Origin of the sequence: Streptomyces sp. MP131-18, assembly GCF_001984575.1 — a bacterium.
GTDB classification, from domain to species: Bacteria; Actinomycetota; Actinomycetes; order Streptomycetales; family Streptomycetaceae; genus Streptomyces; species Streptomyces johnsoniae.
Genome location: NZ_LZNS01000001.1, coordinates 6,507,663 through 6,531,374 on the forward strand (window position 1 = coordinate 6,507,663; position 23,712 = coordinate 6,531,374).

The 23,712-nt window shown below is 74.1% G+C and carries 22 protein-coding genes; 16 read left to right on the forward strand and 6 right to left on the reverse strand.

The features are described 5' to 3' along the window. The first annotated feature begins 7 nt into the window (after positions 1 to 7). From STBA_RS38445 to STBA_RS29070, 8 genes are all read left to right on the forward strand, one after another. Positions 8 to 310: an HGxxPAAW family protein gene (locus STBA_RS38445; RefSeq protein WP_077062029.1), complete on the forward strand. Its 303-nt coding sequence runs from the start codon at positions 8 to 10 to the stop codon at positions 308 to 310. A gap of 88 nt (positions 311 to 398) precedes the next feature. Beyond that, entirely contained in the window at positions 399 to 812 is a 414-nt protein-coding gene (locus STBA_RS29040; protein ID WP_077062030.1) for a DUF2752 domain-containing protein, read from the forward strand. Between the two features lie 94 nt (positions 813 to 906). Next, positions 907 to 1,713 (forward strand): indole-3-glycerol phosphate synthase TrpC, encoded by an 807-nt coding sequence (trpC, locus tag STBA_RS29045; protein WP_077062031.1) that lies wholly within the window; start codon positions 907 to 909, stop codon positions 1,711 to 1,713. Beyond that, positions 1,710 to 1,931 carry a hypothetical protein gene (locus STBA_RS29050; RefSeq protein WP_077063680.1) on the forward strand — a complete coding sequence of 74 codons (222 nt, stop codon included), beginning with the start codon at positions 1,710 to 1,712 and terminating at the stop codon, positions 1,929 to 1,931. The genes trpC and STBA_RS29050 overlap by 4 nt, the downstream gene beginning before the upstream one ends. Positions 1,932 to 2,069: 138 nt before the next feature. After that, positions 2,070 to 3,311, forward strand: coding sequence for a tryptophan synthase subunit beta (gene trpB, locus STBA_RS29055; protein WP_077062032.1), 1,242 nt, complete (start codon positions 2,070 to 2,072; stop codon positions 3,309 to 3,311). Beyond that, positions 3,308 to 4,126, forward strand: a complete 819-nt coding sequence (gene trpA / locus STBA_RS29060) for a tryptophan synthase subunit alpha (protein WP_077062033.1) — start codon at positions 3,308 to 3,310, stop codon at positions 4,124 to 4,126. Before trpB ends, trpA begins: the two co-directional genes overlap by 4 nt. A gap of 76 nt (positions 4,127 to 4,202) precedes the next feature. Then, positions 4,203 to 5,420, forward strand: a complete 1,218-nt coding sequence (locus STBA_RS29065) for a DUF1266 domain-containing protein (protein ID WP_077062034.1) — start codon at positions 4,203 to 4,205, stop codon at positions 5,418 to 5,420. A gap of 52 nt (positions 5,421 to 5,472) precedes the next feature. Further along, positions 5,473 to 6,507: an NAD-dependent epimerase/dehydratase family protein gene (locus tag STBA_RS29070; protein ID WP_077062035.1), complete on the forward strand. Its 1,035-nt coding sequence runs from the start codon at positions 5,473 to 5,475 to the stop codon at positions 6,505 to 6,507. Between the two features lie 61 nt (positions 6,508 to 6,568). Here the strand turns inward: STBA_RS29070 and STBA_RS29075 are convergent, their stop codons facing one another. Genes STBA_RS29075 through STBA_RS29085 form a run of 3 tightly spaced genes read right to left on the reverse strand, consistent with a single transcriptional unit; the run spans position 6,569 to position 9,379 of the window. Next, entirely contained in the window at positions 6,569 to 7,510 is a 942-nt protein-coding gene (locus STBA_RS29075) for a PLP-dependent lyase/thiolase (RefSeq protein ID WP_079252222.1), read from the reverse strand. Positions 7,511 to 7,526: 16 nt separating this feature from the next. Further along, a complete protein-coding gene (locus STBA_RS29080) occupies positions 7,527 to 8,648 on the reverse strand; it encodes a HAMP domain-containing sensor histidine kinase (protein ID WP_077063682.1) in 1,122 nt (373 codons plus the stop codon). A 29-nt stretch (positions 8,649 to 8,677) separates the two neighbouring features. Beyond that, the gene (locus STBA_RS29085; RefSeq protein ID WP_077062036.1) at positions 8,678 to 9,379 is read right to left on the reverse strand and encodes a response regulator transcription factor; all 702 of its coding nucleotides are present in this window, start codon (positions 9,377 to 9,379) and stop codon (positions 8,678 to 8,680) included. 125 nt (positions 9,380 to 9,504) lie between these two features. Between STBA_RS29085 and STBA_RS29090 the strand changes: the two genes are divergently transcribed. From STBA_RS29090 to STBA_RS36845, 3 genes are read left to right on the forward strand one after another with little or no spacing between them, the layout of a single operon-like run. Next, the gene (locus tag STBA_RS29090) at positions 9,505 to 10,170 is read left to right on the forward strand and encodes a glycosyltransferase family 2 protein (RefSeq protein ID WP_077062037.1); all 666 of its coding nucleotides are present in this window, start codon (positions 9,505 to 9,507) and stop codon (positions 10,168 to 10,170) included. Beyond that, positions 10,167 to 10,826, forward strand: a complete 660-nt coding sequence (locus tag STBA_RS36840) for a DUF2064 domain-containing protein (protein WP_107485132.1) — start codon at positions 10,167 to 10,169, stop codon at positions 10,824 to 10,826. Before STBA_RS29090 ends, STBA_RS36840 begins: the two co-directional genes overlap by 4 nt. Further along, the gene (locus STBA_RS36845) at positions 10,823 to 11,452 is read left to right on the forward strand and encodes a methyltransferase domain-containing protein (RefSeq protein ID WP_253195078.1); all 630 of its coding nucleotides are present in this window, start codon (positions 10,823 to 10,825) and stop codon (positions 11,450 to 11,452) included. Before STBA_RS36840 ends, STBA_RS36845 begins: the two co-directional genes overlap by 4 nt. Before the next feature lie 256 nt (positions 11,453 to 11,708). Here the strand turns inward: STBA_RS36845 and STBA_RS29100 are convergent, their stop codons facing one another. Genes STBA_RS29100 through STBA_RS29110 form a run of 3 tightly spaced genes read right to left on the reverse strand, consistent with a single transcriptional unit; the run spans position 11,709 to position 14,571 of the window. Then, positions 11,709 to 12,125 (reverse strand): hypothetical protein, encoded by a 417-nt coding sequence (locus STBA_RS29100; RefSeq protein WP_077062039.1) that lies wholly within the window; start codon positions 12,123 to 12,125, stop codon positions 11,709 to 11,711. Continuing rightward, a complete protein-coding gene (locus STBA_RS29105; protein WP_077062040.1) occupies positions 12,122 to 13,237 on the reverse strand; it encodes a molybdopterin-dependent oxidoreductase in 1,116 nt (371 codons plus the stop codon). The genes STBA_RS29100 and STBA_RS29105 overlap by 4 nt, the downstream gene beginning before the upstream one ends. A gap of 11 nt (positions 13,238 to 13,248) precedes the next feature. Continuing rightward, a complete protein-coding gene (locus STBA_RS29110; protein WP_366510907.1) occupies positions 13,249 to 14,571 on the reverse strand; it encodes a hypothetical protein in 1,323 nt (440 codons plus the stop codon). A 118-nt stretch (positions 14,572 to 14,689) separates the two neighbouring features. Between STBA_RS29110 and STBA_RS29115 the strand changes: the two genes are divergently transcribed. From STBA_RS29115 to STBA_RS29135, 5 genes are all read left to right on the forward strand, one after another. Beyond that, on the forward strand, positions 14,690 to 15,439 hold the full coding sequence (locus tag STBA_RS29115; RefSeq protein WP_077062042.1) for a thioredoxin domain-containing protein: 750 nt from the start codon (positions 14,690 to 14,692) through the stop codon (positions 15,437 to 15,439). Between the two features lie 72 nt (positions 15,440 to 15,511). Further along, positions 15,512 to 16,525 (forward strand): prolipoprotein diacylglyceryl transferase, encoded by a 1,014-nt coding sequence (gene lgt, locus STBA_RS29120; protein WP_077062043.1) that lies wholly within the window; start codon positions 15,512 to 15,514, stop codon positions 16,523 to 16,525. 124 nt (positions 16,526 to 16,649) lie between these two features. Then, positions 16,650 to 17,351, forward strand: coding sequence for a VIT1/CCC1 transporter family protein (locus STBA_RS29125; RefSeq protein ID WP_077062044.1), 702 nt, complete (start codon positions 16,650 to 16,652; stop codon positions 17,349 to 17,351). Between the two features lie 322 nt (positions 17,352 to 17,673). After that, on the forward strand, positions 17,674 to 22,230 hold the full coding sequence (gltB, locus tag STBA_RS29130; RefSeq protein ID WP_077062045.1) for a glutamate synthase large subunit: 4,557 nt from the start codon (positions 17,674 to 17,676) through the stop codon (positions 22,228 to 22,230). Beyond that, on the forward strand, positions 22,223 to 23,683 hold the full coding sequence (locus STBA_RS29135; protein ID WP_077062046.1) for a glutamate synthase subunit beta: 1,461 nt from the start codon (positions 22,223 to 22,225) through the stop codon (positions 23,681 to 23,683). Before gltB ends, STBA_RS29135 begins: the two co-directional genes overlap by 8 nt. Positions 23,684 to 23,712: the final 29 nt, after the last annotated feature.

Here is a 23,712-nt window from a genome sequence, read left to right on the forward strand (position 1 = left end):
GCAGCACATGGCGGGCCGCCACTATCACCACGGAAACAGCCCTGCGGCCTGGACGGCCGTCCTCATCATCTTCGTCGGCTTCTCCATCGGCAGCGCCTACACGGTGATGGCCGAGCCGCTCGGCGTGCTCGCCGGCGCCGTCGTCGTCGCGCTCGGCGGCGTCGTCGGTCTGGTGATGCGCGCGATGGGCCTCGGCCAGGCCCCGGCACCGGCCAGGCCGACCACCACCGCAGCCGGCAGCGGTGCGGCCGCGGCGACCGTGCCCGCCCCGGCCACCGGGGAGCAGGAGCAGGCCGCCGTCAGCAGCTGACGGCCGGACCCCGGCTGCGGCCGGGCGCGCGGCGCGCCGCGCGCCCGGCCGTTTTGCGCCGGCGCGGGCGCGCCCCGATGCTGGTCGCGTGCCCATCCGCCTCCGCCCGCCGGCCGCGGCCGGCGCGCCCCTGGCCGTCCTCGCGGCGGCCGCCGCCGCGTTCTGCTACGTGGCCCTCGTCGACCCTAATCAGCCGGGCCATTACCCGGCCTGCCCCGTGCTGTCCCTCACCGGCCTGCACTGTCCCGGCTGCGGCGGGCTGCGCAGCGCGCACGCCCTTGCGCACGGCGACCCGGTTGCCGCGCTCAAGGCCAACGCCCTGGCGGTGGCGGGCTGCGCCGTCGCCGCCGTGGTCCTCTTCGTCCGGTTGGCCGGGGCGCTGCGCGGAAGCGCAGGATCCCGGTGGGTCCCCCGGGCGGCGCACGGCCTGGCGCTGGGCGCTGCTGTCTTCGTGTTCACGCTCCTGCGGAATCTGCCCGTGGGCGCCACCCTGGTGCCCTGACGTGTCCTGAGCAAGGCGTCACAGGCGGATGCGAACCCTCCGCCTGCCGCCCGATACCATCGAAGTGTTTGACCGACAGGAAGGGGCCAGTCGCGTGAGTGTGCTCGACGAGATCATCGACGGAGTCCGCGCCGACCTGGCCGAGCGGCAGGCACGCGTCAGCCTCGACGACCTGAAGGCCGCCGCGGCCAGGGCCCCGCAGGCCAAGGACGGGGTGGCCGCCCTCAAGGGCGACAGCGTCACGGTGATCTGCGAGGTCAAGAGGTCGAGCCCCTCCAAGGGGGCGCTGGCCGCCATTGCCGACCCGGCCGGTCTTGCCGCCGACTACGAGGCGGGCGGCGCCGCGGCGATTTCCGTGCTGACCGAGCGGCGCCGCTTCGGCGGCTCGCTGGAGGACCTGGCCGCCGTCCGGGCCCGGGTCGACGTTCCCGTGCTGCGCAAGGACTTCGTCGTCACCGCCTACCAGTTGTGGGAGGCGCGGGCGCACGGCGCCGACCTGGTGCTGCTGATCGTGGCGGCCCTGGAGCAGGAGGCCCTGGTGTCGCTGGTGGAGCGGGCCGAGTCCATCGGGCTCACCCCGCTCGTCGAGGCGCACGACGAGGAGGAGGCCGAGCGGGCGCTCGACGCGGGGGCGAAGATCATCGGGATCAATGCGCGGGATCTGAAGACCCTGGAGGTCGACCGGTCCACCTTCGCGCGCGTCGCACCCGAGGTCCCCGACCACATCGTCAAGGTCGCCGAGTCCGGCGTGCGCGGCCCGCACGATCTGATCGCCTACGCCAACGACGGCGCCGACGCCGTGCTGGTGGGCGAGTCCCTGGTGACCGGCGGCGATCCGCGGTCCGCCGTGGCCGACCTGGTCGCCGCGGGCGCCCACCCCGCGCTGCGGCAGGGGCGCTGACGCCGGTGCCCGCTCCGCTCACCGCCGACCGCGACCCGGCCCGCGGCACCCGCCCCCGCGGGTGCCGGGCCCCGGCGCGGCGCGTGCTGGGGCGGCGGGTCCGCTATCACATCGGCTGCGAGCCCGGCCAGATCAACGGCCGCCGATGGCATGAGGCCGCCGGGGGCACCGCCCGGCCCTGCCCGGTCACCGTCGCCGCGCCGCGGCGCGCCGCCTGACGCGCGGCCCGCGGCTCCCGCGGCCGGCCGCCGGGCGGAGGACCGCAGGCGGTCCGGCGTGCCGCCGGGACAGCCCCGTTCGTCCGCATTCATCCGCGTCGTCGCATTCGTGCCACTCTGCCAGGAGGCTCCGTCCGCATGCCTGTTGAACACTTCTTTCCCGACCCCGAGGGCCGGGTTCCCGGCCCCGGGGGCTACTTCGGCGACTACGGTGGGACCTTCATCCCCGAGGCCCTGCGGGCCGCGGTGGAAGAGGTCGCCGCCGAGTACGAGAAGGCGAAGGACGATCCCGCATTCGCCGCCGAGCTGGACGAGCTGCTCGTCCACTACACCGGCCGGCCGAGCCCGCTGACCGAGGTGCCGCGGTTCGCCGCCAGGGCCGGCGGCGCCCGCGTCTTCCTCAAGCGCGAGGACCTCAACCACACCGGCTCCCACAAGATCAACAATGTGCTGGGGCAGGCACTCCTCACCCGCCGCATGGGCAAGACCCGCGTCATCGCCGAGACCGGCGCGGGCCAGCACGGCGTGGCCACCGCCACCGCCTGCGCCCTGTTCGGCCTGGACTGCACCATCTACATGGGCGAGATCGACACCGAGCGCCAGGCGCTGAACGTGGCGCGCATGCGGATGCTCGGCGCCGAGGTCGTGCCCGTCTCCTCCGGCAGCCGCACCCTGAAGGACGCCATCAACGAGGCGTTCCGCGACTGGGTCGCCAACGTCGGGCACACCCACTACCTCTTCGGGACCGTCGCGGGCCCCCACCCGTTCCCCACCCTGGTCCGCGACTTCCACCGCGTCATCGGCGTCGAGGCGCGGCGCCAGATCCAGGAGCGCGCCGGGCGGCTGCCCGACGCGGTCGTCGCCTGTGTCGGCGGCGGCTCCAACGCCATCGGCCTCTTCCACGCCTTCATCCCCGACGCCGACGTCCGGCTGGTGGGCTGCGAGGCGGCGGGCCACGGCGTCGAGTCCGGCGAGCACGCCGCGACCCTCACGGCGGGCGAGCCCGGCATCCTGCACGGCTCCAGGTCCTACGTGCTCCAGGACGAGGAGGGCCAGATCACCGAGCCCTACTCGATCTCCGCGGGCCTGGACTACCCGGGCATCGGCCCCGAGCACGCCTACCTGAAGGACGCGGGCCGCGGCGAGTACCGGCCGGTCACGGACGAGCAGGCGATGCAGGCGCTGCGGCTGCTGTCCCGCGCGGAGGGGATCATCCCGGCCATCGAAAGCGCCCATGCGCTGGCCGGTGCCCTCGACCTCGGCCGCGAGCTGGGCGAGGACGGGCTGATCCTGGTCAACCTCTCGGGCCGCGGCGACAAGGACATGGACACCGCCGCCCGGTACTTCGGGCTCTACGACGGCGAGGGGGACGCGAAGTGAGCGGCAAGGCACAGGCGCTGAGCGAGGCGCTCGCCGCCACCCGGCGCGAGGGGCGCGCCGCCCTCATCGGCTACTACCCGGCCGGGTTCCCCGCGCTGGAGAGCGGCATCCGGGCGGTGACCGCCATGGTGGAGGGCGGCTGCGACATCGTCGAGATCGGCCTGCCGCACAGCGACCCGGTCCTGGACGGCCCGGTGATCCAGACCGCGGACGACATCGCGCTGCGCGGCGGTATCCGCATCGCCGGCGTGCTGCGCACGGTCCGGGAGGTGCACGCGGCGACCGGCGTTCCCGTGCTGTGCATGACCTACTGGAATCCGGTGGACCGCTACGGTCCCGAGCGGTTCGCCGCCGAGCTGGCCGAGGCGGGCGGTGCCGGCTGCATCCTGCCGGACCTGCCGCTCGAGGAGTCCGAGCCGTGGCGCAAGGCGGCCGAACGGCACGGTCTCGCGACTGTCTTCGTGGTGGCGCCCAGCAGCAGGGACGCGCGCATCGCGGGGATCACGGACGTGGGCAGCGGCTTCGTGTACGCGGCGTCGCTGATGGGCGTGACCGGGACGAGGGAGTCCGTCAGCCGTGACGCGGCCGATCTGGTGCGCCGCATCCGGGCCACGACCGAGCTGCCGGTGTGCGTCGGCCTCGGGGTGTCGAACGCGGTGCAGGCTTCGGAGGTCGCCGCGTTCGCCGACGGCGTGATCGTCGGCTCGGCGTTCGTGCGGCGGGTCCTGGACCACGCCGACGACGAGGGCGCGGCCCTGCGGGAGCTGCGTTCCCTGGCCCAGGACCTGGTTCAGGGCGTCCGCTGCCGGACCTGACCGGCGCGTTACCGGCGCGTTTCCGGCCCCCGGCCCGTGTGCCGGCCGGGGGCCGTTCCCCGATACAGTCGAGCGCATGGGGAATCAGGGGGAGGCGGACCACGCGCCGTGGGAGCCGCCGACGGTGGTCGAACATCAGCTGTACCAGGCGGGGCTCGGGGGAGACTGGCCGGCGTTCTTCGACGTGCTGGCCGGCACGGACCTGTACTTTCCCATGTCGCGCGAGCTGATGGACGCGGTGCCCGGCACCATCCCGTTCCGGCCGTTCCGGGACCCGAAGTTCGACGGGCTCGCCCTGGCCGTCTTCACCCGCGGGCTGCTCACGCCGCCGTCCGGGGACCAGGTCTTCGAGCGCAGCGACCTGGCGTCCCTCGCCAAGGTGTGGCCCAAGACGGTCCGCTGGCTGGCGGTCAACCCGGGCACGCCCGCCGAGGCGTTCCTCCCCGCGGACCCCAAGCGGTGGAAGAAGCACGGCAAGCACTCGGTGCCCGAGCACCGGCTGAAGACGCTGTGGACCGGCCACCGGCACGGCTCGCTCGCGCACGGCATGGCCTGCGGCGCGATGCTGATGGTCAACAACGGCGCCATCTGGAATCACCTCGGCTGGCAGTGGGGCGGCTACACCGAGGAGAAGGAGCTGCTGAAGCGCTGGTGGGGCGTGACCGGGCGGGCGGGGTGGCTGGAGATCGTCGAGCAGCTGCTGCGCGGCGATGTCGTCTCCCCGGCCTGGGAGTTCGCGCTGCGTGTCCGCCAGGCGCTGGTGCAGGAGTACGGCGTGCCGCCCGACGCGGTGCGGTGGCGGGAGACGGCGGAACGCGTGCTGGTGTCCAGGACCGCGGAGGTCGTGGACCAGACCGGCAAGCCGCCGGAGTTCGACCTCGACGCGGACATCGCCCTGGTGCAGGACCTCATCGGCCGCATCCTGCGCTACGAGGCGCGGTTCCGCGCCGACGGGCTGCTGCACGGCGACATGTGCGTGCGTTCGGTGCTCGCCTGGGACTTCGGCCGGGCCTCCTGTATGGCGCGCTGGGGCCTGGGGGCGCGCTACGCCGAGCGGCAGGAGAGCGAACGGGCGCTGCTGCGGGCGGGAGAGGCCAGCCGGCAGGTGTACCGCTCGTGGGCCGAGTTCGCCATCGGCTTCGTGCTGGGCCGCTGCCTGCACTTCGACAGCGAGGAGTTCGGCGACTGGTACACGGACATGGTGGCCGTGCACCAGATCCTGAGCACCGATCCGGAGAGCCCGTGGCTCAGCGTGCCGTGGGAGCAGTCGCCCGCGGATCTTACGGAACGCTGACGCCGGGCCACGCCTGCTCCCCCGGCGCCGCCCGCGTGGCTAGCGTGCTGGCATGCGCGTACTGGTCACCGGAGGAGCCGGCTTCATCGGCTCGCACATCGTTGCGGAACTGCTGGCGGCGGGACACGAGGCAGCGGTCCTCGACATCCGGCCGCCCGGGGCCGCCGTTCCCTGGGAGCAGGCCGACATCCGCGACGCGCAGGCCGTGGCCCGCGCCCTGGCCGGGGCGGACGCGGTGTGCCACCAGGCGGCGATGGTGGGGCTCGGGAAGGGCTTCGCGGACGCGACGGACTACGTCGGGGTCAACGACCTGGGCACGGCGGTCCTGCTGTCGGCGATGGCGGCGGCCGGGGTGCGGGACCTGCTGCTGGCCGGCTCGATGGTCGTGTACGGCGAGGGCCGCTACGACTGCCCGCGCCACGGCCGGGTCCGCCCCGGGCCGCGCACGCCGGAACAGCTCGACGCGGGCCGCTTCGAGCCGCCGTGCCCGCGGTGCGGCGAACCGCTCGTGCCCGGGCGGGTGGCGGAGGACGCGCCGCCCGACCCGCGGAACGTGTACGCCACCACGAAGCTGACGCAGGAACATCTGGCCGCCGCCTGGGCCCGCTCGACCGGCGGTCGGGCGATCGCGCTCCGCTACCACAACGTGTACGGCGACGGCATGCCGCGCGACACCCCGTACGCCGGGGTGGCCGCTCTCTTCAGGTCCGCGCTCGCGGCGGGCCGGCCGCCGCGGGTCTTCGAGGACGGCGGGCAGCTGCGGGACTTCGTCCACGTCGAGGACGTCGCGGCGGCAAACGTGACGGCGCTGGCCGCGCTGCCCGCGGGCCCGCCCGGGACACTCCGCGCGTTCAACACCGGCAGCGGCGAGCCGCACACCGTCGGCGAGATGGCACGGGCGCTCGCCGCGGCGCACGGCGGCCCCGAGCCGGTCGTCACCGGCGAGTACCGGCTGGGGGACGTGCGGCACGTCGTGGCGGACTCGTCGCGGCTGCGCGCTGAGCTCGGCTGGCGCCCGCGGGTCGGTTTCGAGGCGGGCATGGCCCGGTTCGCGAACGCCCCGCTGGGCGGCGTGCCGGCGCGCTGAGGCCGGGGCGAGGGGACCGGGGCGCGGGGACCGGGGCGCGGGGACCGGGGCGCCCGCGCGCTCAGGGCGGGTCGCCGTGCAGGGTGCGCAGCAGGACGTCGCCCGAGGCGTTGGCGCCGGTGAGGACGAGCGCGGTCACGCCGTCACCGGCCAGGTCGGGCCGCTGGATCACGGCCGCCGCGGCGGCGGCGCCCGACGGCTCCGTCAGCACGCCGCGGTTGTTCCACAGCAGTTTCGCCGCGTCGAGCAGCTGGTCCTCCTCCACGAGCACGAACTCGTCCACGACCTGACGCAAACGCGCGACCGCGTCCGGCTCAGGCACCCGCACGCCGAGGCCGGGGGCGGCGGTGTGGAACGGCGGCCCGGGCTCGGCCACGCCTGTGCACCAGGCGTCGTGCGTGGCCCTGGAGGCGGTCGAGCCGACCCCGACCAGCCGGGTGCCGGGGCTGACGGCGCGCAGCCAGGTGCCGACGCCGCAGGCCAGCGAGCCGTTGCCGACCGGCACCACCACGGTGTGCAGAGCGCGGCCGTGCCGGCGGGCGAGTTCGACGGCGATGGTCGCCGCGCCCTCGGCGAGCGCGGGCTCCGGTCCTGCCCCGACCAGCCGCCAGCCGTGCTCCGCCGCCAGCGCGGCCGCCCGCGCCGCGGCCTCGTCGGCATCGCCGTCCACCGGCGTCAGCCGCGCGCCCAGCTCGCCGAGGCGGCGCAGCTCGGCCGGGTTGGCGGTGCGCGCGGCCAGGACGTGCAGCTCGAGGCCGTGGCGGCGCGCGCCGTGGGCCAGGCCCTGGCCGAGGTTGCCCGCGGAGGCGCAGACCAGGGTTTCGGCGGCGCCGCAGCGCGCGGCCAGCCAGTCGCCGCCGCGGCCCTTGAAGGAGCGGACCGGGTTCAGGGTCTCCAGTTTCAACGTCAGCCCGGGCCACAGCTCGATCTCCGGGGTGTCGAGGAACGCCGGATCGATCACCCGGGCGGCTTGTTCGATGGCGTCGAGCGAGACGTTCAGCACCCGGGCACCCTACGGGCTACCCGCCCGTTCGCTCCCCCGCCGGCAGGATCACCTCGAAGCGGCAGCCGCCCGGTACGTTGCGCACGCGGGTGCTGCCCGCGTGGGCCTCGACGATGCCGCGCACGATCGCCAGGCCGAGCCCGGCGCCCGCGGGCGGGGTGCGGGCGTCGGTGCCGCGCCAGCCGGTGTCGAACACGCGGGGCAGGTCCTCCGTGGGGATGCCGCCGCAGCCGTCGGTGACCGAGAGCACCACCGAGTCAGCGTGGCGGGCGGCGGACACGGCCACCGTGCCGTCCGCCGGAGTGTGCCGGATCGCGTTGACCAGCAGGTTGGCCAGCACGCGGCTCATCTCCTTGCCGTCCACCTCCACCGGCAGCGGCGCCACGCCGTCGTTCGCGAGCAGTACGCCGCGTTCGCCGGCCAGCGGGTCGGCGCCGGCGATGGCGTCGCTGACCAGGTCGTACACGGATATCCGGGTCGGGGTCAGGGCCAGCGAACCGGCCTGGATACGGGAGAGTTCGAAGAGGTCGCCGACCATCGAGCCGAGCCGTTCCACCTCGCCGCGGATCTGCCGGTGGTAGCGGGCGGGGTCCTCGGCGATGCCGTCCTCCAGGGCCTCGGCCATCGCCCGCAGCCCGGCGAGCGGGGAGCGCAGGTCGTGGGAGATCCAGGCGACCAGCTCGCGGCGGGAGGTCTCCAGGGCCCGTTCGCGCTCCCGCGACGCCGCGAGGCGCGCGTCCGCCTCGGCCAGCCGGTGGGCGAGCGAGGCCAGTTCCGCGGGCATCGGCCCGGCGGGCGGCGCGAACGCCCCGCCCTCCCCGAGGGCGTGCGCGGAACGTTCGAGCGCCCGGTGCGCGCCGATCACCCAGCGGCCGAGCAGCAGCGCGGTGGCGGTCGCGGCCAGGGCGCCGGTCAGGCCGACGGTGACGACGACGGCCAGGTCGTGCGCGGACAGGAACATCGCCCACGCCACCGACAGCGTCCCGGCCAGCAGCGCGCCGACCGTCACGCCGATCAGCACCGCGAGCGACACCGCCACGGAACGGCGCCTGACCGCCGCAAGCACCAGCGCGCCCGCCACCCCGGCGGCGGCCGCACCGGCCGCCGCGTACAGCGCGATCAGCGGCAGATCGCGCAGCAGTTGAGCCATTCCCATGCCGGTCGCCCTCAACCGCCGTCGAACCGGTAGCCGACGCCCCAGACCGTGGTGATCAGCCGGGGCTGCGCCGGGTCGTTCTCCACCTTGTGCCGCAGCCGCCGCACGTGCACGGTGACGGTTGACAGGTCCCCGAAGTCCCAGCCCCACACCGTCGCCATCAGCTCCTCGCGGCTGAACGCCCGCCCGGGGTGGCGCAGGAAGTGCGCCAGCAGGTCGAACTCGCGCAGCGTCAGCCGCAGCGGGCCCCGCGCGTCCTGCGCGGTGCGCGCCGCCGGGTCGAGCACGACGCCCCCGCCGCGCAACAGTGCGCCCCCGCCGGGCGCCGGGCCCCCGGCGGCCCGGCGCAGCACGGACGAGACGCGCAGCACCAGTTCACGGGGGCTGAACGGCTTGGTCACGTAGTCGTCCGCGCCGACCTCGAGTCCGAGGATGCGGTCCTCCTCGTCGCCGCGCGCGGTCAGCATCACCACCGGCACCGGGCCGGCCTCGCGCAGTCGCGCGCAGACCGCCAGCCCGTCGAGGCCGGGCAGCATCAGGTCGAGGACGACGAGGTCGGGCGGGTGCGCGGCGGCCCGCGCCAGGGCGTCGCGGCCGTCCGCGGCGCGGTCGACGGTGAAGCCGGCCCGGTCCAGGTAGCCGGCCACGACCTCGGTGACGGTCGGGTCGTCGTCGACGACCAGGACATGGTGCTGCGGGCGCGGCTGTTGCATGCCCCCGAGTCTCACACCGGCGCGCGGCCATCGGCCGGGCGCCGTCGGCGGAAACGGAGCGACGTCAGGGTTTCGTAAGGAGCAGTGCCCTGATATGTACCAGTTGTCTCCGTAGGGTAAGGAGCGTGACCACCTCTCCACCGACGCGGGGCGATCTGGTGCTGCCCTGCCTGAACGAAGCCGAAGCACTGCCCTGGGTACTGGGCCGGGTCCCCGACGGCTGGCGGGCCGTCGTCGTGGACAACGGATCGACCGACGGCTCCGCCGACCTGGCCGGACGGCTCGGCGCACGGGTCGTCCACGAACCGCGCCGCGGCTTCGGCGCCGCCTGCCACGCCGGGCTCCTCGCCGCCACCGGCGACCTGGTCGCGTTCTGCGACTGCGACGCCTCCCTCGATCCGGCCGAACTGCCGCGCGTCGCGGCGCCCGTCGTTGCCGGGACGGCCGACCTGGTGCTGGCCCGCCGGCGCCCCACCGCGCGCGGCGCCTGGCCGCTCCACGCCAGGGCGGGCAACCGCGCCCTGTCCCGCATGGTGCGCACCCGCACCGGCGTTCGGCTGCGCGACCTCGGCCCGATGCGCGTCGCGCGCCGCACCGGCCTCCTCGGTCTTGACCTCACCGACCGGCGCAGCGGATACCCCTTGCAGATGGTCGTCCTGGCCGCCGAGGCGGGCTGGCACATCGAGGAGACGGACGTCGCCTACCGGCCGCGCACCGGCCGTTCGAAAGTGACCGGCACCTGGCGCGGCACCTGGCAGGCCGTCACCGACATGCGGGCGGTGCTGAAATGACCGCGCGCCCGCCGGAAGGGCCCACGACCCTCGTCGTCATCGCCAAGGAGCCGGTACCCGGCCGCGTCAAGACGCGCCTCACCCCGCCCTGCACCCCAGCCCAGGCCGCCCGGCTCGCCGAGGCCGCGCTCGCCGACACCCTGCGCACCCTGCTGCGTGTGCCCGCCAGGCGCCGGCTGCTGGTCCTGGCCGGGCGCACCGGCCGCTGGCTGCCGCCCGGCTTCGACGTCGTCCCGCAGTGCGACGGGGGCCTCGACGAACGCATCGCCGCCGCGTTCGCGCACTGTGCGGGCCCCACGCTGCTCGTCGGCATGGACACCCCCCAGCTCACCCCCGCGCTGCTGGGCCCCGCCACCGCGCCGCCCGGCGGCTGGCCGCGGCGCCGCGCCTGGTTCGGGCCCGCGGCGGACGGCGGGTTCTGGGCGCTGGGCATGGCGGAGCCGCGCCCGGCGCTCGTGCGCGGCGTGCCCATGTCCACGCCGCTGACCGGCCGCGCCCAGCACCGGCGGCTGACCGAGGCGGGCCTCGACGTGCAAGAACTGCCCGTCCTGCGCGACGTGGACAGCGCCGCGGACGCGGAACGGGTCGCCCACGAGGCGCCCGGCGGCCGGTTCGCCGCCGCGTGGCACGCCCTCGGCACCGGCGTCGCCTCGTGACCTGGACCGGTGACGCCTACGCCTGGGCCCTGCGCACCGGCCGCGGCCCGCTGTTCCTGCGCCGCGCCGACGGACGCCGCCTCCGTCTCGACGTCGAACGCTGGTGCGCAGGCCCCGACGCGGCCGACCGCACCGTCCTGCGCCGCTGCACCGGCAGCGTCCTGGACATCGGCTGCGGGCCCGGCCGCATGGTCACCGCACTGGCCCGCGCCGCGCGCCCCGCGCTCGGCATCGACACCTCGCCCGCGGCCGTCGCCCGCACCCGCAGCGGCGGCGGAACGGCCCTGCTGCGCTCGGTGTTCCAGGACATCCCGGCCGAGGGCCGGTGGGGGAGCGTCCTGCTGATGGACGGCAACATAGGGATCGGCGGCGACCCGGCCGCGCTCCTGCACCGCATCCGCCGCCTGACCGCCCCCGGCGGGCTGCTGCTCGCCGAGACCGCGCCCGGAGACGTCGACGAACGCTTCGAGGTGCGCCTCGACAACGGCAACGGCCCCCTCGGGCCCGCGTTCCCCTGGGCCCGCATCGGCCCCCCGGCCCTGTGCGCCGACGCGGAGTCCGCCGGCTGGACGCCGGTGGTCCGCTGGACACTCCACGGCCGGACGTTCGTGGCCCTCCGCCGCTGAGCGCCGAGCGCTTCCCGCGCGGGGTTTGCCGGGCGGGGCCGGGCGGTGCCGCGCATGGTGCTTCCCACCGAGTCGGTCGCGCATTCGGGCGGCACGCCCGGCGATGGCTCGCGGCAGACAGCGACGGGGCGGCGCCCCGAGCAACCGGATCACAGCGCACGGGACGGCAGGAGCCCCGGCCGGGGACCGTGCCGCCGGATGTTCGGTGGCGGCGCCCCCGAACACCCGCGGTGCGTGAGCCCCGTATGCGGGACGGTCAGGCGCCGGGGCTTCCCGGTCCCGGGCGGCGGGCGCGGCGCCAGGCCGCCGCCGCGGCCGTTGCCAGGGCCGTCGCCGCGAGCAGCAGTACCAGATTGCGGCCGTAGTCCAGCGGCAGCGCCGTCGCGTTGCGCGGCTCGCCCGGCCGCAGCAGCGGCGGGAGCGCGACCAGGGTCAGGCAGCCCGCAACGATCAGCCCGCCGCGCACCGCGCGGCGGGCGGGCAGCCGGCGCACCACGAGGCCCGCGGCCAGGACCAGCGGCGCGAGCGCCAGGTCGTGCAGCACCACCGCGCCGGCCAGCCACACCGCGACCTGCCGCGGCGCGTCCGCGGGGCTGCCCGTGATCAGCAACCGCACCCCGGCCGCGAGCAGCAGCAGCCCGGCCGCCCCGAGGACCAGGCGCGCCGCCCTCACCGCAGCACCTCGATGAGCCGCACCCATTTGGTCTGCCACACCCCCGGCCGGTTCGGCGCGATGATCCGCGCCGGGAAGCCGTGGTCGGGCGACAGCACCTCCCCGTTCAGCCGCAGCGCGAGCAGCGTGAGCGGATCGCGCGCGTAGTGCGGCCCCATCTCCATCACGCGGTACCCGCCTCTCTTCTGCAACGACACCACCCGCACGAACGCGTCCTCGGGCGCCCCCGCCCGGTCCAGCAGGTCCGCCAGCCGCACCCCTTCCCACCACGCCGACGCGCTCCAGCCCTCCACACAGGCGATCGGCAGCCGCGCCCGGTGCCGTGGCAGCGCGCGCAGCTCGGCGAGCGACAGGTGGAACGGGCGCGGCCCGGTGACCTGGAGCCGCCACGCCGCACCGCTGACGTGCGCCACTCCGGCCTCGGCGGCCGTGCGGTTCACCGGCAGGCCCTGCGCCGTCCCGTCCGGGCGGCGCGGCGCCAGCAGGGTCGTGGCACGCAGCGGCGTCAGCGACTGCCCCGCCGTCACCAGCGTCACCGCGCCCACCGCCGCGCCCACCCCGAGCAGCAGCGACCGCCGTTCGCCCGCGTCGGGGTCCGTGCCCGGCGCGGGCCGCCGCCAGTGGGCGGCGATCTGCGGCGCCTTCACCGCCACGTGCAGCAGCAGGGCCCCGCACAGCACCCAGGCCAGCGCCCAGTGCACGCGCTTGAAGCCGAACGGCCACGGGTACCACTGCGCGATGTTGGCCAGCCCCAGGGCGACTTCGAGCAGCGCGGCGGCCACCAGCACCGCGATCGACGCGCGCTCCAGCGCGTGCCGGACCGACCGCACCGGCGGGCGGACGTACAGCCGCGGGTACACCGTCCACAGCTTGGCCAGGAGCAGCGGCACCAGCGCGATCCCGGTGGCCACGTGCAGGCCCTGCGTGACGCGGTAGCCCCACACGGGCCTGGCCGGCAGGTGCGGCGCGAGCCAGCCGGGCGGGGTCTGGAGGCCGTGGCTGATCAGGCCGGTCAGGAAGCACACCAGCACACCGGCACCCAGCCACCGGCCGACGGCCGTGGCCGTGCGGGCGTCGTGCAGCCGGCCACGGAACGGTATGAAGGTCCGCACGCGTACTCACCTCACCAGCGGGTCATCCACAGATGGTTGACGGTCAGGGCCACCAGGGCCTGTGCGGCCAGCCACCAGCGCGCGTGCCGTTCGGGCAGCAGCGCCGCGGCGGGCAGCAGCCAGACGGCGAACGGCAGCCAGATCCGTTCGGTCTCCGCCTTGCTCATGCCGGACACGTCGGCCAGCAGCATCGCCGCCAGGGCCGCCCCCACCAGCACCACAAGCGCCCGCCGGGGCCCGGACGTCCGCCAGGGCCGTTCCCCTGCCCGGCGCAGGCCGGCGGCGGTGGCGAGGCCGACGGACGCCACCTGGACCGCCAGGTTCGCCCAGATGAAGTAGCCGTAGGGCCGGTGCCCGCCCGAGCCCGCGTAGTAGCGGTCCACGAGGATGTCGTAGCCGTCGTACCACCAGAACCCGGCCGCGGTGAATCCCACCACCCACGGCACGATCCCCAGCAGCAGCCACGGCAGCGGGCGCCACGACCGCGCGAGCAGCAGGACCGCGACGGCCACCACGCCCATCAGCACCAGGCCGTAGGACAGGTAGAGCAGCAGCCCGGACAGCACCCCGGCGCCGAGCGCCGCCGCCCACGGGGCCCGCACCGCTCGGGTCGCGGCGAGTGCGAGCAGCGCCAGCGCCCAGGCCGCGACGGCCGTGAACCAGCCGTCCGCGGAGACCCCGAGCCACACCGCGGCCGGGGCGAGCACCAGGAACGGCGCGGCCCGCCGGGCCGTCTCCTCGTCCGCGAGCGTGCGCACGGCGATCAGCACGGCGGCGGCGGCGCTGGCCGCGGCCGTGATGCAGAACGCCGCGGCCCAGGCCCCGCCGCCCAGGCCCACCCGGTCGAGCAGCACGAACGTCAGCGTGGCGGCCGGCGGGTGTCCGGCGACGTGCGCGGGCCAGTTGTCCTGCGACTCCAGCGGAATGTGGTCGGTGAACGTGCGCAGGAAGTGCCCGATGCCGTCGATGTCGTCCAGCGCCGTCAGGTACTCGTGCCCGTAGGCCAGCCTGCGTGCTACGCCCCGCCGCCAGCCGTCGATCAGCGCGAGCGACCACACCCAGGCCATCGACGCGCCCCAGGCCGCGAGCGGCAGCCACCGCCAGGGCAGCCGCCGGGCGACGTGCGGCCCGTACAGGAGCACCAGGCCCGCGACGATGAGGGCCGCGGGCGTGCCGGGACCCACGTGCGGCTCCCAGCGGGCGAACATCGGCGGCCATTTCAGCGTCAGCACGTCGTCGTCGTTGATGGCGGCCCCGACGACGGCCGCCGTCGCGAAGAGCAGTACGGCCAGGGCCGCGGCGAGCAGGTCGAGCGCGGTCTTGCGAGCGATCACCCGCCTCACGCTAGGCGCGCCGGGACCGCAAACGGCTCGTCTGCGGGCGGATGTCACCGCTTCGTCAGATCCGCGCGCGGGGCGTGTCCTGTCCTGGCCGGGTTCGTTGGCTCAGGACGTGAGCGAACGGAATCGTGAGGGGAAGCGCAGCGCCCGCGAACGGCTGCGCGAGGAGCGGGAACGGGAGAAGGCGGCCGAGCGCAGGAAGCGGACGGTCAAGGTCGGCGGGATCGCCGTCGTCGTCCTCGCCATTGCCGCGGGGATCGGCGTCATCGCCGCGAACGGCGGTGGCGAGGGCGACGACGTTCCGGGCACCGAGCCCGTCACCGTGGGCCGGTCCTCGGCCCCGGCCACCCTCGCCGTGTACGAGGACTTCCGCTGCCCGGCCTGCGGCCAGTTCGAGAACGGGTTCCGGGACACCATCCGGGACCTGACGGAGGAGGGGAAGCTCCAGGTCGACTACCACCTCGTCACCATCATCGACGGGAACATGGGGGGCAACGGCTCCAAGTTCGCCGCGAACGCCGCGCTGTGCGCCCGGGACGAGGGCAAGTTCTCCGAGTACCACGACGTGCTGTTCGAGAACCAGCCGGCCGAGCGCGACGACACGTTCGGCGACAAGGCACGCCTGATCGGCCTCGCCGAGGACGTCGAGGGGCTCGACACCGAGTCGTTCCGCTCCTGCGTCCAGGACGGCACGCACGACGAGTGGGTCAGCAGCTCCAACGCCGGGTTCCTCGACGCGGACTTCAACGCCACGCCGACCGTGCTGCTCGACGGTGAGAACATCTACGGCGACTCGGAGGACCCGCTGACCCCCGAGCGGCTGCGGGAGAGAGTGGAGGAGGCCGCCGGATCGGGCAACTGACGCCTGACACGGCGGCCGACGCGCCCGGCGGATTCCGTCCCGCGGGGCGGGCAGGGTAGCGTCTGGACCACCATGGAGATCCTTGCCTCTATCCCCAGCCCCAGCGAGAGCGAGATCCACCTCGGACCGCTGCCGCTCCGCGGGTACGCGCTATGCATCATCATCGGTGTCTTCCTCGCCATCTGGCTCGGCGGTCGCCGCTGGGTCCAGCGCGGCGGCAATCCGGGAACGGTCGCCGACATCGCCGTGTGGGCCGTGCCGTTCGGTCTGGTGGGCGCGCGGATTTACCACGTCGTGACCGACTACCAGCTCTACTTCGACGAGGGCCGCGACTGGGTCGACGCGTTCAAGATCTGGGACGGCGGCATCGGCATCTGGGGTGCCATCGCCGGCGGTGCGCTGGGCGCGTGGATCGCCTGCCGGCGGCGGGGCATCGCGCTGCCGCCGATGGCGGACGCGATCGCCCCCGGCATCGCCTTCGCGCAGGCGATCGGGCGCTGGGGCAACTGGTTCAACCAGGAGCTGTACGGCAAGGCCACGGACGTGCCGTGGGCCGTGGAGATCGACAACGGTCTGGACAGCGGCACGTTCCACCCCACCTTCCTGTACGAGTCGCTGTGGTGCCTGGGCGTCGGCGTTCTGGTGATCTGGGCGGACCGCCGGTTCCGGCTGGGGCACGGCCGGGCGTTCGCGCTCTACGTGGCCGCGTACACGGCCGGCCGTTTCTGGATCGAGTACCTGCGGATCGACGAGGCGAACGAGTTCCTCGGGCTGCGGCTGAACAACTGGACCTCCATCGTGGTCTTCCTCGCCGCCGTCGCCTACCTGGTGCTGTCCGCCCGGCGCAGCCCGGGCCGCGAGGAGCGGGTCGAGCCGGACGGCGCGGCAGGACCGGACGGCGCCGACGGTGCGGCGGCCGGCGCCGAGGAGCCGCAGGCGGACGCGGAGAACGAGGCGGACGAGAAGAAGGACGCGGACGAGAAGAAGGACGCGGACGAGAAGAAGGACGCGGACGCGGAGAAGCGCGCGGAGCAGAAGGACGCGGGAGCCGGCGCGGACGAGGCCGCGTCCGCCAAGCGGCCCTGACCGGGACGTCCCTCTCGCACGGCCCGGCTCCGCCGGGCCGCGCCGCATGCCGGGGCCCGGCCGGGGAATGCGTCGGCCGCCGGGTGCGTTGCACGCAATCGTGAGGAGTCGGGAGGCACCGGACATGGCGGGAGCGGAGGCGCACCACAGCCACCGCGATGTGAACGGCGGCTGGCTGCGGCCGGCCGTCTTCGGCGCCATGGACGGGCTCGTCTCCAACCTGGGGCTGATCAGCGGCGTCGCCGGCAGCTCCGCCTCCTCCCAGGCCATCGCCGTGGCGGGCACGGCCGGCCTGGCGGCCGGCGCGTTCTCCATGGCGGCGGGGGAGTACACCTCGGTGGCGTCCCAGCGCGAGCTGGTCCTGGCCGAGATCGACGTGGAACGCCGGGAGCTGAGCCGGCACCCGGACGACGAGCTGGCCGAGCTGGCCGACGTCTACGTGCGGCGCGGGGTGGAGCCGGGCCTCGCCCGGGAGGTCGCCCGGCAGCTGTCGGCCGACCCGGAGCAGGCGCTGGAGATCCACACGCGCGAGGAGCTGGGCGTCGCGCCGGGTGACCTGCCGTCGCCGACCGTGGCGGCGGTTTCCTCGTTCGGCTCCTTCGCCGCGGGGGCGGTGCTGCCCCTGCTGCCCTACCTGATGGGGGCCACGGCGCTGTGGCCCGCGGTGCTGCTGGCGCTGCTCGGCCTCTTCCTGTGCGGCGCGGCCGTCGCCCGGGTGACGGCCAGGCCGTGGTGGTTCAGCGGGCTGCGGCAGCTCGGGCTCGGCGCCGCGGCGGCGGGCCTGACCTACGCGCTGGGCTCCCTGCTGGGCACATCGCTGGGCTGATCCATACGAACGACAATTGACCACGCTATGTCGCATGTGCGTGCTTCAGGGTGAGGTTTGTTTCCTGGTGGTTTCAGTTCCTTGACGGCGGGCATGTGGTTCTCGGCCCGCGGGCACAGGCGCCCGCGCAGGCTTGCATGTGAGGCGGACATATTCCGCCATCTCCGGTACGGCCTCGCGCGGCGAAGTCCGCATCGTGGACAGTGGTATCCGCTTCCCGGGATTCGGGTCATCGTGTAATCTGCACGAAAATTTAACGTACGCCAGGGCCAGCGTCGTCCCTCGGAACAAGTCACACACCAAGACGACGACGGGAGAGCCGATGCGTTCTGCGTCCCACCCGGTCAAGCAGGGGATGTACGACCCGCGCAACGAGCACGATGCGTGCGGTGTCGGCTTCGTCGCCACGCTCACCGGCGAAGCCAGCCACGAGCTGGTCGACCAGGCGCTCACCGTGCTGCGCAATCTTGAGCACCGCGGGGCCACCGGCTCGGACCCCGATACCGGCGACGGTGCCGGCATCCTCCTCCAGATCCCGGACGCGTTCCTCCGGGACAGCGTTCCCTTCGTGCTGCCGCCCGCCGGTTCCTACGCCGTCGGCCTGGCCTTCCTGCCCACCGGCCCGGAAGCGGCTGCCGCTGCCATGGGCCGGGTCGCCGCGATCGCCGGCGAGGAGGGACTGGCCGTGCTCGGCTGGCGCGAGGTGCCCGTCGCGCCCGAGCTGCTCGGCACCGCGGCCCGCGACACGATGCCCGCGTTCCGGCAGTTGTTCGTCGCCGACGCCGCGGGCGAGAAGAGCGGCCTGGCCCTCGACCGCGCCGTCTTCGTGCTGCGCAAGCGCGCCGAGCGCGAGGCCGGGATCTACTTCCCTTCGCTGTCCGCGCGCACCCTGGTGTACAAGGGCATGCTCACCACGGGGCAGCTGGAGCCGTTCTTCCCCGACCTGTCCGACCGTCGTCTCACCAGCGCCATCGCCCTGGTGCACTCGCGGTTCTCCACCAACACCTTCCCGAGCTGGCCGCTGGCGCACCCCTACCGCTTCGTCGCCCACAACGGTGAGATCAACACCGTCCAGGGCAACCGCAACTGGATGCGGGCCCGCGAGTCGCAGCTCGCCGGTGACGTCTTCGGGCCGCCGGAGAAGCTGGCGCGGCTCTTCCCGATCTGCACCCCGGAGGCGTCCGACTCGGCCACCTTCGACGAGGTGCTCGAACTGCTGCACCTCGGCGGCCGGTCGCTGCCGCACGCCGTGCTGATGATGGTCCCCGAGGCGTGGGAGAACCACGGCTCCATGGACCAGGCCCGCCGCGCGTTCTACCAGTACCACTCCACGGTCATGGAGCCCTGGGACGGCCCTGCCTGCGTCACCTTCACCGACGGCACGCAGGTCGGCGCGGTCCTCGACCGCAACGGACTGCGGCCGGGCCGCTACTGGGTCACCGACGACGGGCTCGTCGTGCTGTCCTCCGAGGTCGGCGTCCTGGACATCGACCCGGCCCGCGTCGTCCGCAAGGGCCGGCTCCAGCCCGGCCGGATGTTCCTCGTCGACACCGCCGAGCACCGCATCATCGAGGACGACGAGATCAAGGCGGCCCTGGCCGCCGAGCAGCCCTACGCCGAATGGCTGGAAGCCGGGCTCATCGAGCTGGCCGACCTGCCCGAGCGCGAGCACATCGTCCACACCCACGCCTCGGTCACCCGCCGCCAGCAGACGTTCGGCTACACCGAGGAGGAGCTGCGGGTCCTGCTCACGCCGATGGCCCAGAGCGGTGCCGAGCCGATCGGCTCCATGGGCACCGACACGCCCATCGCCGCCCTCTCGGACCGGCCGCGGCTGATCTTCGACTACTTCACCCAGCTGTTCGCGCAGGTCACCAACCCGCCGCTGGACGCCATCCGCGAGGAGCTCGTCACCTCCCTGCTGTCGTCCCTCGGCCCGCAGGGCAACCTGCTGGAGCCGAACGCGGCCTCCTGTCGCAGCGTGACGCTGCCCTTCCCGGTGATCGACAACGACGAGCTGGCCAAGCTCATCCACATCAACGCCGACGGCAATCTGCCGGGCTTCGGCGCCGTCACCCTTTCCGGCCTGTACCGGGTCTCGGGCGGCGGGGCGGCCCTGGCCGACCGGATCGCCGAGATCTGCGCCGAGGCCGACGCGGCCATCGCGGACGGCGCCCGCCTCATCGTGCTCTCCGACCGGCACTCGGACGCCGAGCACGCCCCGATCCCGTCGCTGCTGCTCACCTCCGCCGTGCACCACCACCTCATCCGCACCAAGCAGCGCACCCAGGTGGGTCTGCTGGTGGAGGCCGGGGACGTGCGCGAGGTGCACCACGTCGCGCTGCTCATCGGCTACGGCGCCGCCGCGGTCAACCCCTACCTGGCCATGGAGTCGGTGGAGGACCTGGTCGCCCGCGGCACCTACCTGCCCGGAATGGCGGCCGACGAGGCCATCCGCAACCTCATCAAGGCACTCGGCAAGGGCGTACTGAAGGTGATGTCCAAAATGGGCATCTCCACCGTCGCCTCCTACCGCGGCGCGCAGGTCTTCGAGGCCGTCGGCCTGGACGAGTCGTTCGTCGACACCTACTTCCACGGCACCACCACCAAGATCGGCGGCGCCGGCATCGACGTGGTGGCCCGCGAGGTCGCGGCGCGGCACGCCAAGGCGTACCCGGCCTCCGGCGTGGCGCCCGCCCACCGGAACCTGGAGATCGGCGGCGAGTACCAGTGGCGCCGCGAGGGCGAGCCGCACCTGTTCGACCCGGAGACGGTCTTCCGCCTCCAGCACTCGACCCGCGAGCGTCGCTACGACGTCTTCCGGCAGTACACCGGCCGGGTGAACGAGCAGTCCGAGCGGCTGATGACGCTCCGCGGACTGTTCCGGCTGAAGCCGGGCGAGCGCCCGGCCGTGCCGCTGGAGGAGGTCGAGCCGGTCAGCGAGATCGTCAAGAGGTTCTCCACCGGCGCGATGAGCTACGGCTCCATCTCCCGCGAGGCGCACGAGACGCTGGCCATCGCGATGAACCGGCTGGGTGCCAAGTCCAATACCGGCGAGGGCGGCGAGGACTCCGACCGGCTGGTCGACCCCGAGCGGCGCAGCGCCATCAAGCAGGTCGCCTCCGGCCGCTTCGGCGTGACCAGCGAGTACCTGGTCAACGCCGACGACATCCAGATCAAGATGGCGCAGGGCGCGAAGCCGGGCGAGGGCGGCCAGCTGCCGGGCCACAAGGTGTACCCGTGGGTGGCCAGGACACGGCACTCCACGCCGGGCGTCGGCCTGATCTCCCCGCCCCCGCACCACGACATCTACTCGATCGAGGACCTGGCGCAGCTCATCCACGACCTGAAGAACGCCAACCCCGCGGCCCGCATCCACGTGAAGCTGGTCTCCGAGGTCGGCGTGGGCACCGTTGCGGCCGGCGTCTCCAAGGCGCACGCCGACGTGGTGCTGATCTCCGGGCACGACGGCGGCACCGGCGCCTCCCCGCTCACCTCCCTGAAGCACGCGGGCGGCCCCTGGGAGCTGGGCCTGGCCGAGACTCAGCAGACACTGCTGCTCAACGGGCTGCGCGACCGGATCGTCGTCCAGACCGACGGTCAGCTGAAGACGGGCCGCGACGTGCTGATCGCGGCGCTGCTCGGCGCCGAGGAGTTCGGCTTCGCGACCGCACCGCTGGTCGTTTCGGGCTGCGTCCTGATGCGGGTGTGCCACCTGGACACCTGCCCGGTCGGCATCGCCACGCAGAACCCGGTGCTGCGGCAGCGGTTCACCGGCAAGCCGGAGTTCGTGGTCAACTTCTTCGAGTTCATCGCGGAAGAGGTCCGCGAGCTGCTGGCCGAGCTGGGCTTCCGCACCCTGGACGAGGCCGTCGGCCACGCCGAGCTGCTCGACGTCTCGCGCGCCGTCGACCACTGGAAGGCGCAGGGCCTGGACCTGGCGCCGCTGCTGCACGTGCCGCAGCTGTCCGAAGGCGCGGCCAGGCACCGCACCACCGAGCAGGACCACGGCCTGGCCAAGGCGCTGGACAACGACCTGATCCGGCTGGCCGCCGACGCCCTGTCGGCGGACACCCCAGAAGACGCCCAGCCGGTCCGCGCGCAGGTCGCCATCCGCAACATCAACCGCACCGTCGGCACGATGCTCGGGCACGAGGTGACCAAGCGGTTCGGCGGCGCCGGGCTGCCCGAGGACACCATCGACATCACCTTCACCGGCTCGGCCGGCCAGTCGTTCGGAGCGTTCGTGCCGCGCGGCGTCACGCTGCGCCTGGAGGGCGACGCCAACGACTACGTCGGCAAGGGCCTGTCCGGCGGCCGGCTGATCGTCCGCCCGGACCGGGGGGCCGACCACCTGCCGGAGTTCTCCACCATCGCGGGCAACACCATCGCCTACGGCGCCACCGGTGGCGACATCTTCCTGCGCGGCCGGGTAGGTGAACGTTTCTGCGTGCGCAACTCCGGTGCCACCGTCGTGGCCGAGGGCGTCGGCGACCACGGCTGCGAGTACATGACGGGCGGCCGGGCCGTGGTGCTCGGCGCGACCGGGCGGAACTTCGCGGCCGGCATGTCCGGCGGCGTCGCCTACGTCGTCGACCTCGATCCGGCCCACGTCAACCCCGGCTTCGTCGCCGTGGAGGAGCTGACGGACGCCGACCGCCAGTGGCTGCACGACGTGGTGCGGCGGCACGCCGAGGAGACCGGCTCCACGGTGGCGGACCGCCTGCTGAAGGACTGGGACGCGAGCCTGACCCGGTTCAGCAAGATCATGCCCACTACCTACAAGGCCGTGCTCGCCGCCAAGGACGCCGCCGAGCGGGCCGGACTCAGCGAGTCCGAGACCCACGAGAAGATGATGGAGGCGGCGACCCATGGCTGATCCGAAGGGATTCCTTTCCACCGAGCGCGAGGTCGCCCAGGCCCGCCCCGTCGACTCCCGGGTCAAGGACTGGAACGAGGTGTACGTTCCCGGCTCGCTGCTGCCGATCATCAGCAAGCAGGCCGGGCGCTGCATGGACTGCGGCGTGCCGTTCTGCCACAGCGGCTGTCCGCTGGGCAACCTGATCCCCGAGTGGAACGACTACGCCTACCGCGAGGACTGGGCGGCGGCCAGCGAGCGGCTGCACGCCACGAACAACTTCCCCGAGTTCACCGGGCGGCTGTGCCCGGCGCCGTGCGAGTCGGCGTGCGTGCTCGGCATCAACAGGCCCGCGGTGACCATCAAGAACGTCGAGGTCACCATCATCGACAAGGCGTGGGAGGCCGGCACCGTCACCCCGCAGCCGCCGGAGCGTCTTTCCGGGAAGACCGTCGCCGTCATCGGCTCAGGTCCTGCCGGGCTCGCCGCCGCGCAGCAGCTGACGCGGGCCGGGCACACCGTCGCCGTGTTCGAACGGGCCGACCGGATCGGCGGGCTGCTGCGCTACGGCATCCCCGAGTTCAAGATGGAGAAGCGGCACCTGAACCGCCGCGTCGAGCAGATGCGCGCGGAGGGCACCAAGTTCCGCACCGAGGTCGAGATCGGCCGCGACATCGACGCCGCGGCGCTCCGCAAGCGCTACGACGCGGTCGTCATCGCCGCCGGTGCCACCACCGCGCGCGACCTGCCCGTGCCGGGGCGCGAACTGAACGGCGTGCACCAGGCCATGGAGTACCTGCCGCTGGCCAACAAGGTGCAGGAGGGCGACCTCACCGCCGCCCCGATCTCCGCCGCGGGCAAGCACGTCGTCGTCATCGGCGGCGGCGACACCGGCGCCGACTGCGTCGGCACGGCCCACCGGCAGGGCGCGGCCTCGGTCACGCAGCTGGAGATCATGCCCAGGCCGGGCGAGGAGCGGCCCGCGCACCAGCCGTGGCCGACGTTCCCCATGACATACAAGGTCACCTCGGCGCACGAGGAGGGCGGCGAGCGGGTCTACTCCGTCTCCACCACCCACTTCGAGGGCGACGAGGACGGCAACGTCGCGTGGCTGCACCTGATCGAGGTCGAGTTCGTCGACGGGAAGCTGACGCCGAAGCCGGGCACCGAGAAGCGGATTCCGGCGCAGCTGGTGACCCTCGCCATGGGCTTCACCGGTACCGACCAGGAGAACGGCCTGGTGCGGCAGTTCGGCCTCGACCTGGACGCGCGCGGCAACATCGCCCGCGACGCCGAGTACGCGACCAACGCGCCCGGCGTGTTCGTCGCGGGCGACGCGGGCCGGGGGCAGTCGCTCATCGTGTGGGCCATCGCCGAGGGCCGCGCCGCCGCCCGCGGCGTCGACCGTTACCTCACCGGCGAGTCCACGCTGCCCTACCCGATCCGCCCGACCGACCGCTCCCTGGCGGTCTGACCCCGGCGACCACCCCAGACGTTCCGCAC

Coding starts and splice junctions, on each gene's coding strand:
- STBA_RS36840 (WP_107485132.1), top strand. CDS start 10,167: ATGACCGCGCGCCCGCCGGAAGGGCCCACGACCCTCGTCGTCATCGCC.
- STBA_RS29125 (WP_077062044.1), top strand. CDS start 16,650: ATGGCGGGAGCGGAGGCGCACCACAGCCACCGCGATGTGAACGGCGGC.
- lgt (WP_077062043.1), top strand. CDS start 15,512: ATGGAGATCCTTGCCTCTATCCCCAGCCCCAGCGAGAGCGAGATCCAC.
- STBA_RS29135 (WP_077062046.1), top strand. CDS start 22,223: ATGGCTGATCCGAAGGGATTCCTTTCCACCGAGCGCGAGGTCGCCCAG.
- gltB (WP_077062045.1), top strand. CDS start 17,674: ATGCGTTCTGCGTCCCACCCGGTCAAGCAGGGGATGTACGACCCGCGC.
- STBA_RS29065 (WP_077062034.1), top strand. CDS start 4,203: ATGGGGAATCAGGGGGAGGCGGACCACGCGCCGTGGGAGCCGCCGACG.
- STBA_RS29085 (WP_077062036.1), bottom strand. CDS start 9,379: ATGCAACAGCCGCGCCCGCAGCACCATGTCCTGGTCGTCGACGACGAC.
- trpB (WP_077062032.1), top strand. CDS start 2,070: ATGCCTGTTGAACACTTCTTTCCCGACCCCGAGGGCCGGGTTCCCGGC.
- STBA_RS29070 (WP_077062035.1), top strand. CDS start 5,473: ATGCGCGTACTGGTCACCGGAGGAGCCGGCTTCATCGGCTCGCACATC.
- STBA_RS38445 (WP_077062029.1), top strand. CDS start 8: ATGGCGGGCCGCCACTATCACCACGGAAACAGCCCTGCGGCCTGGACG.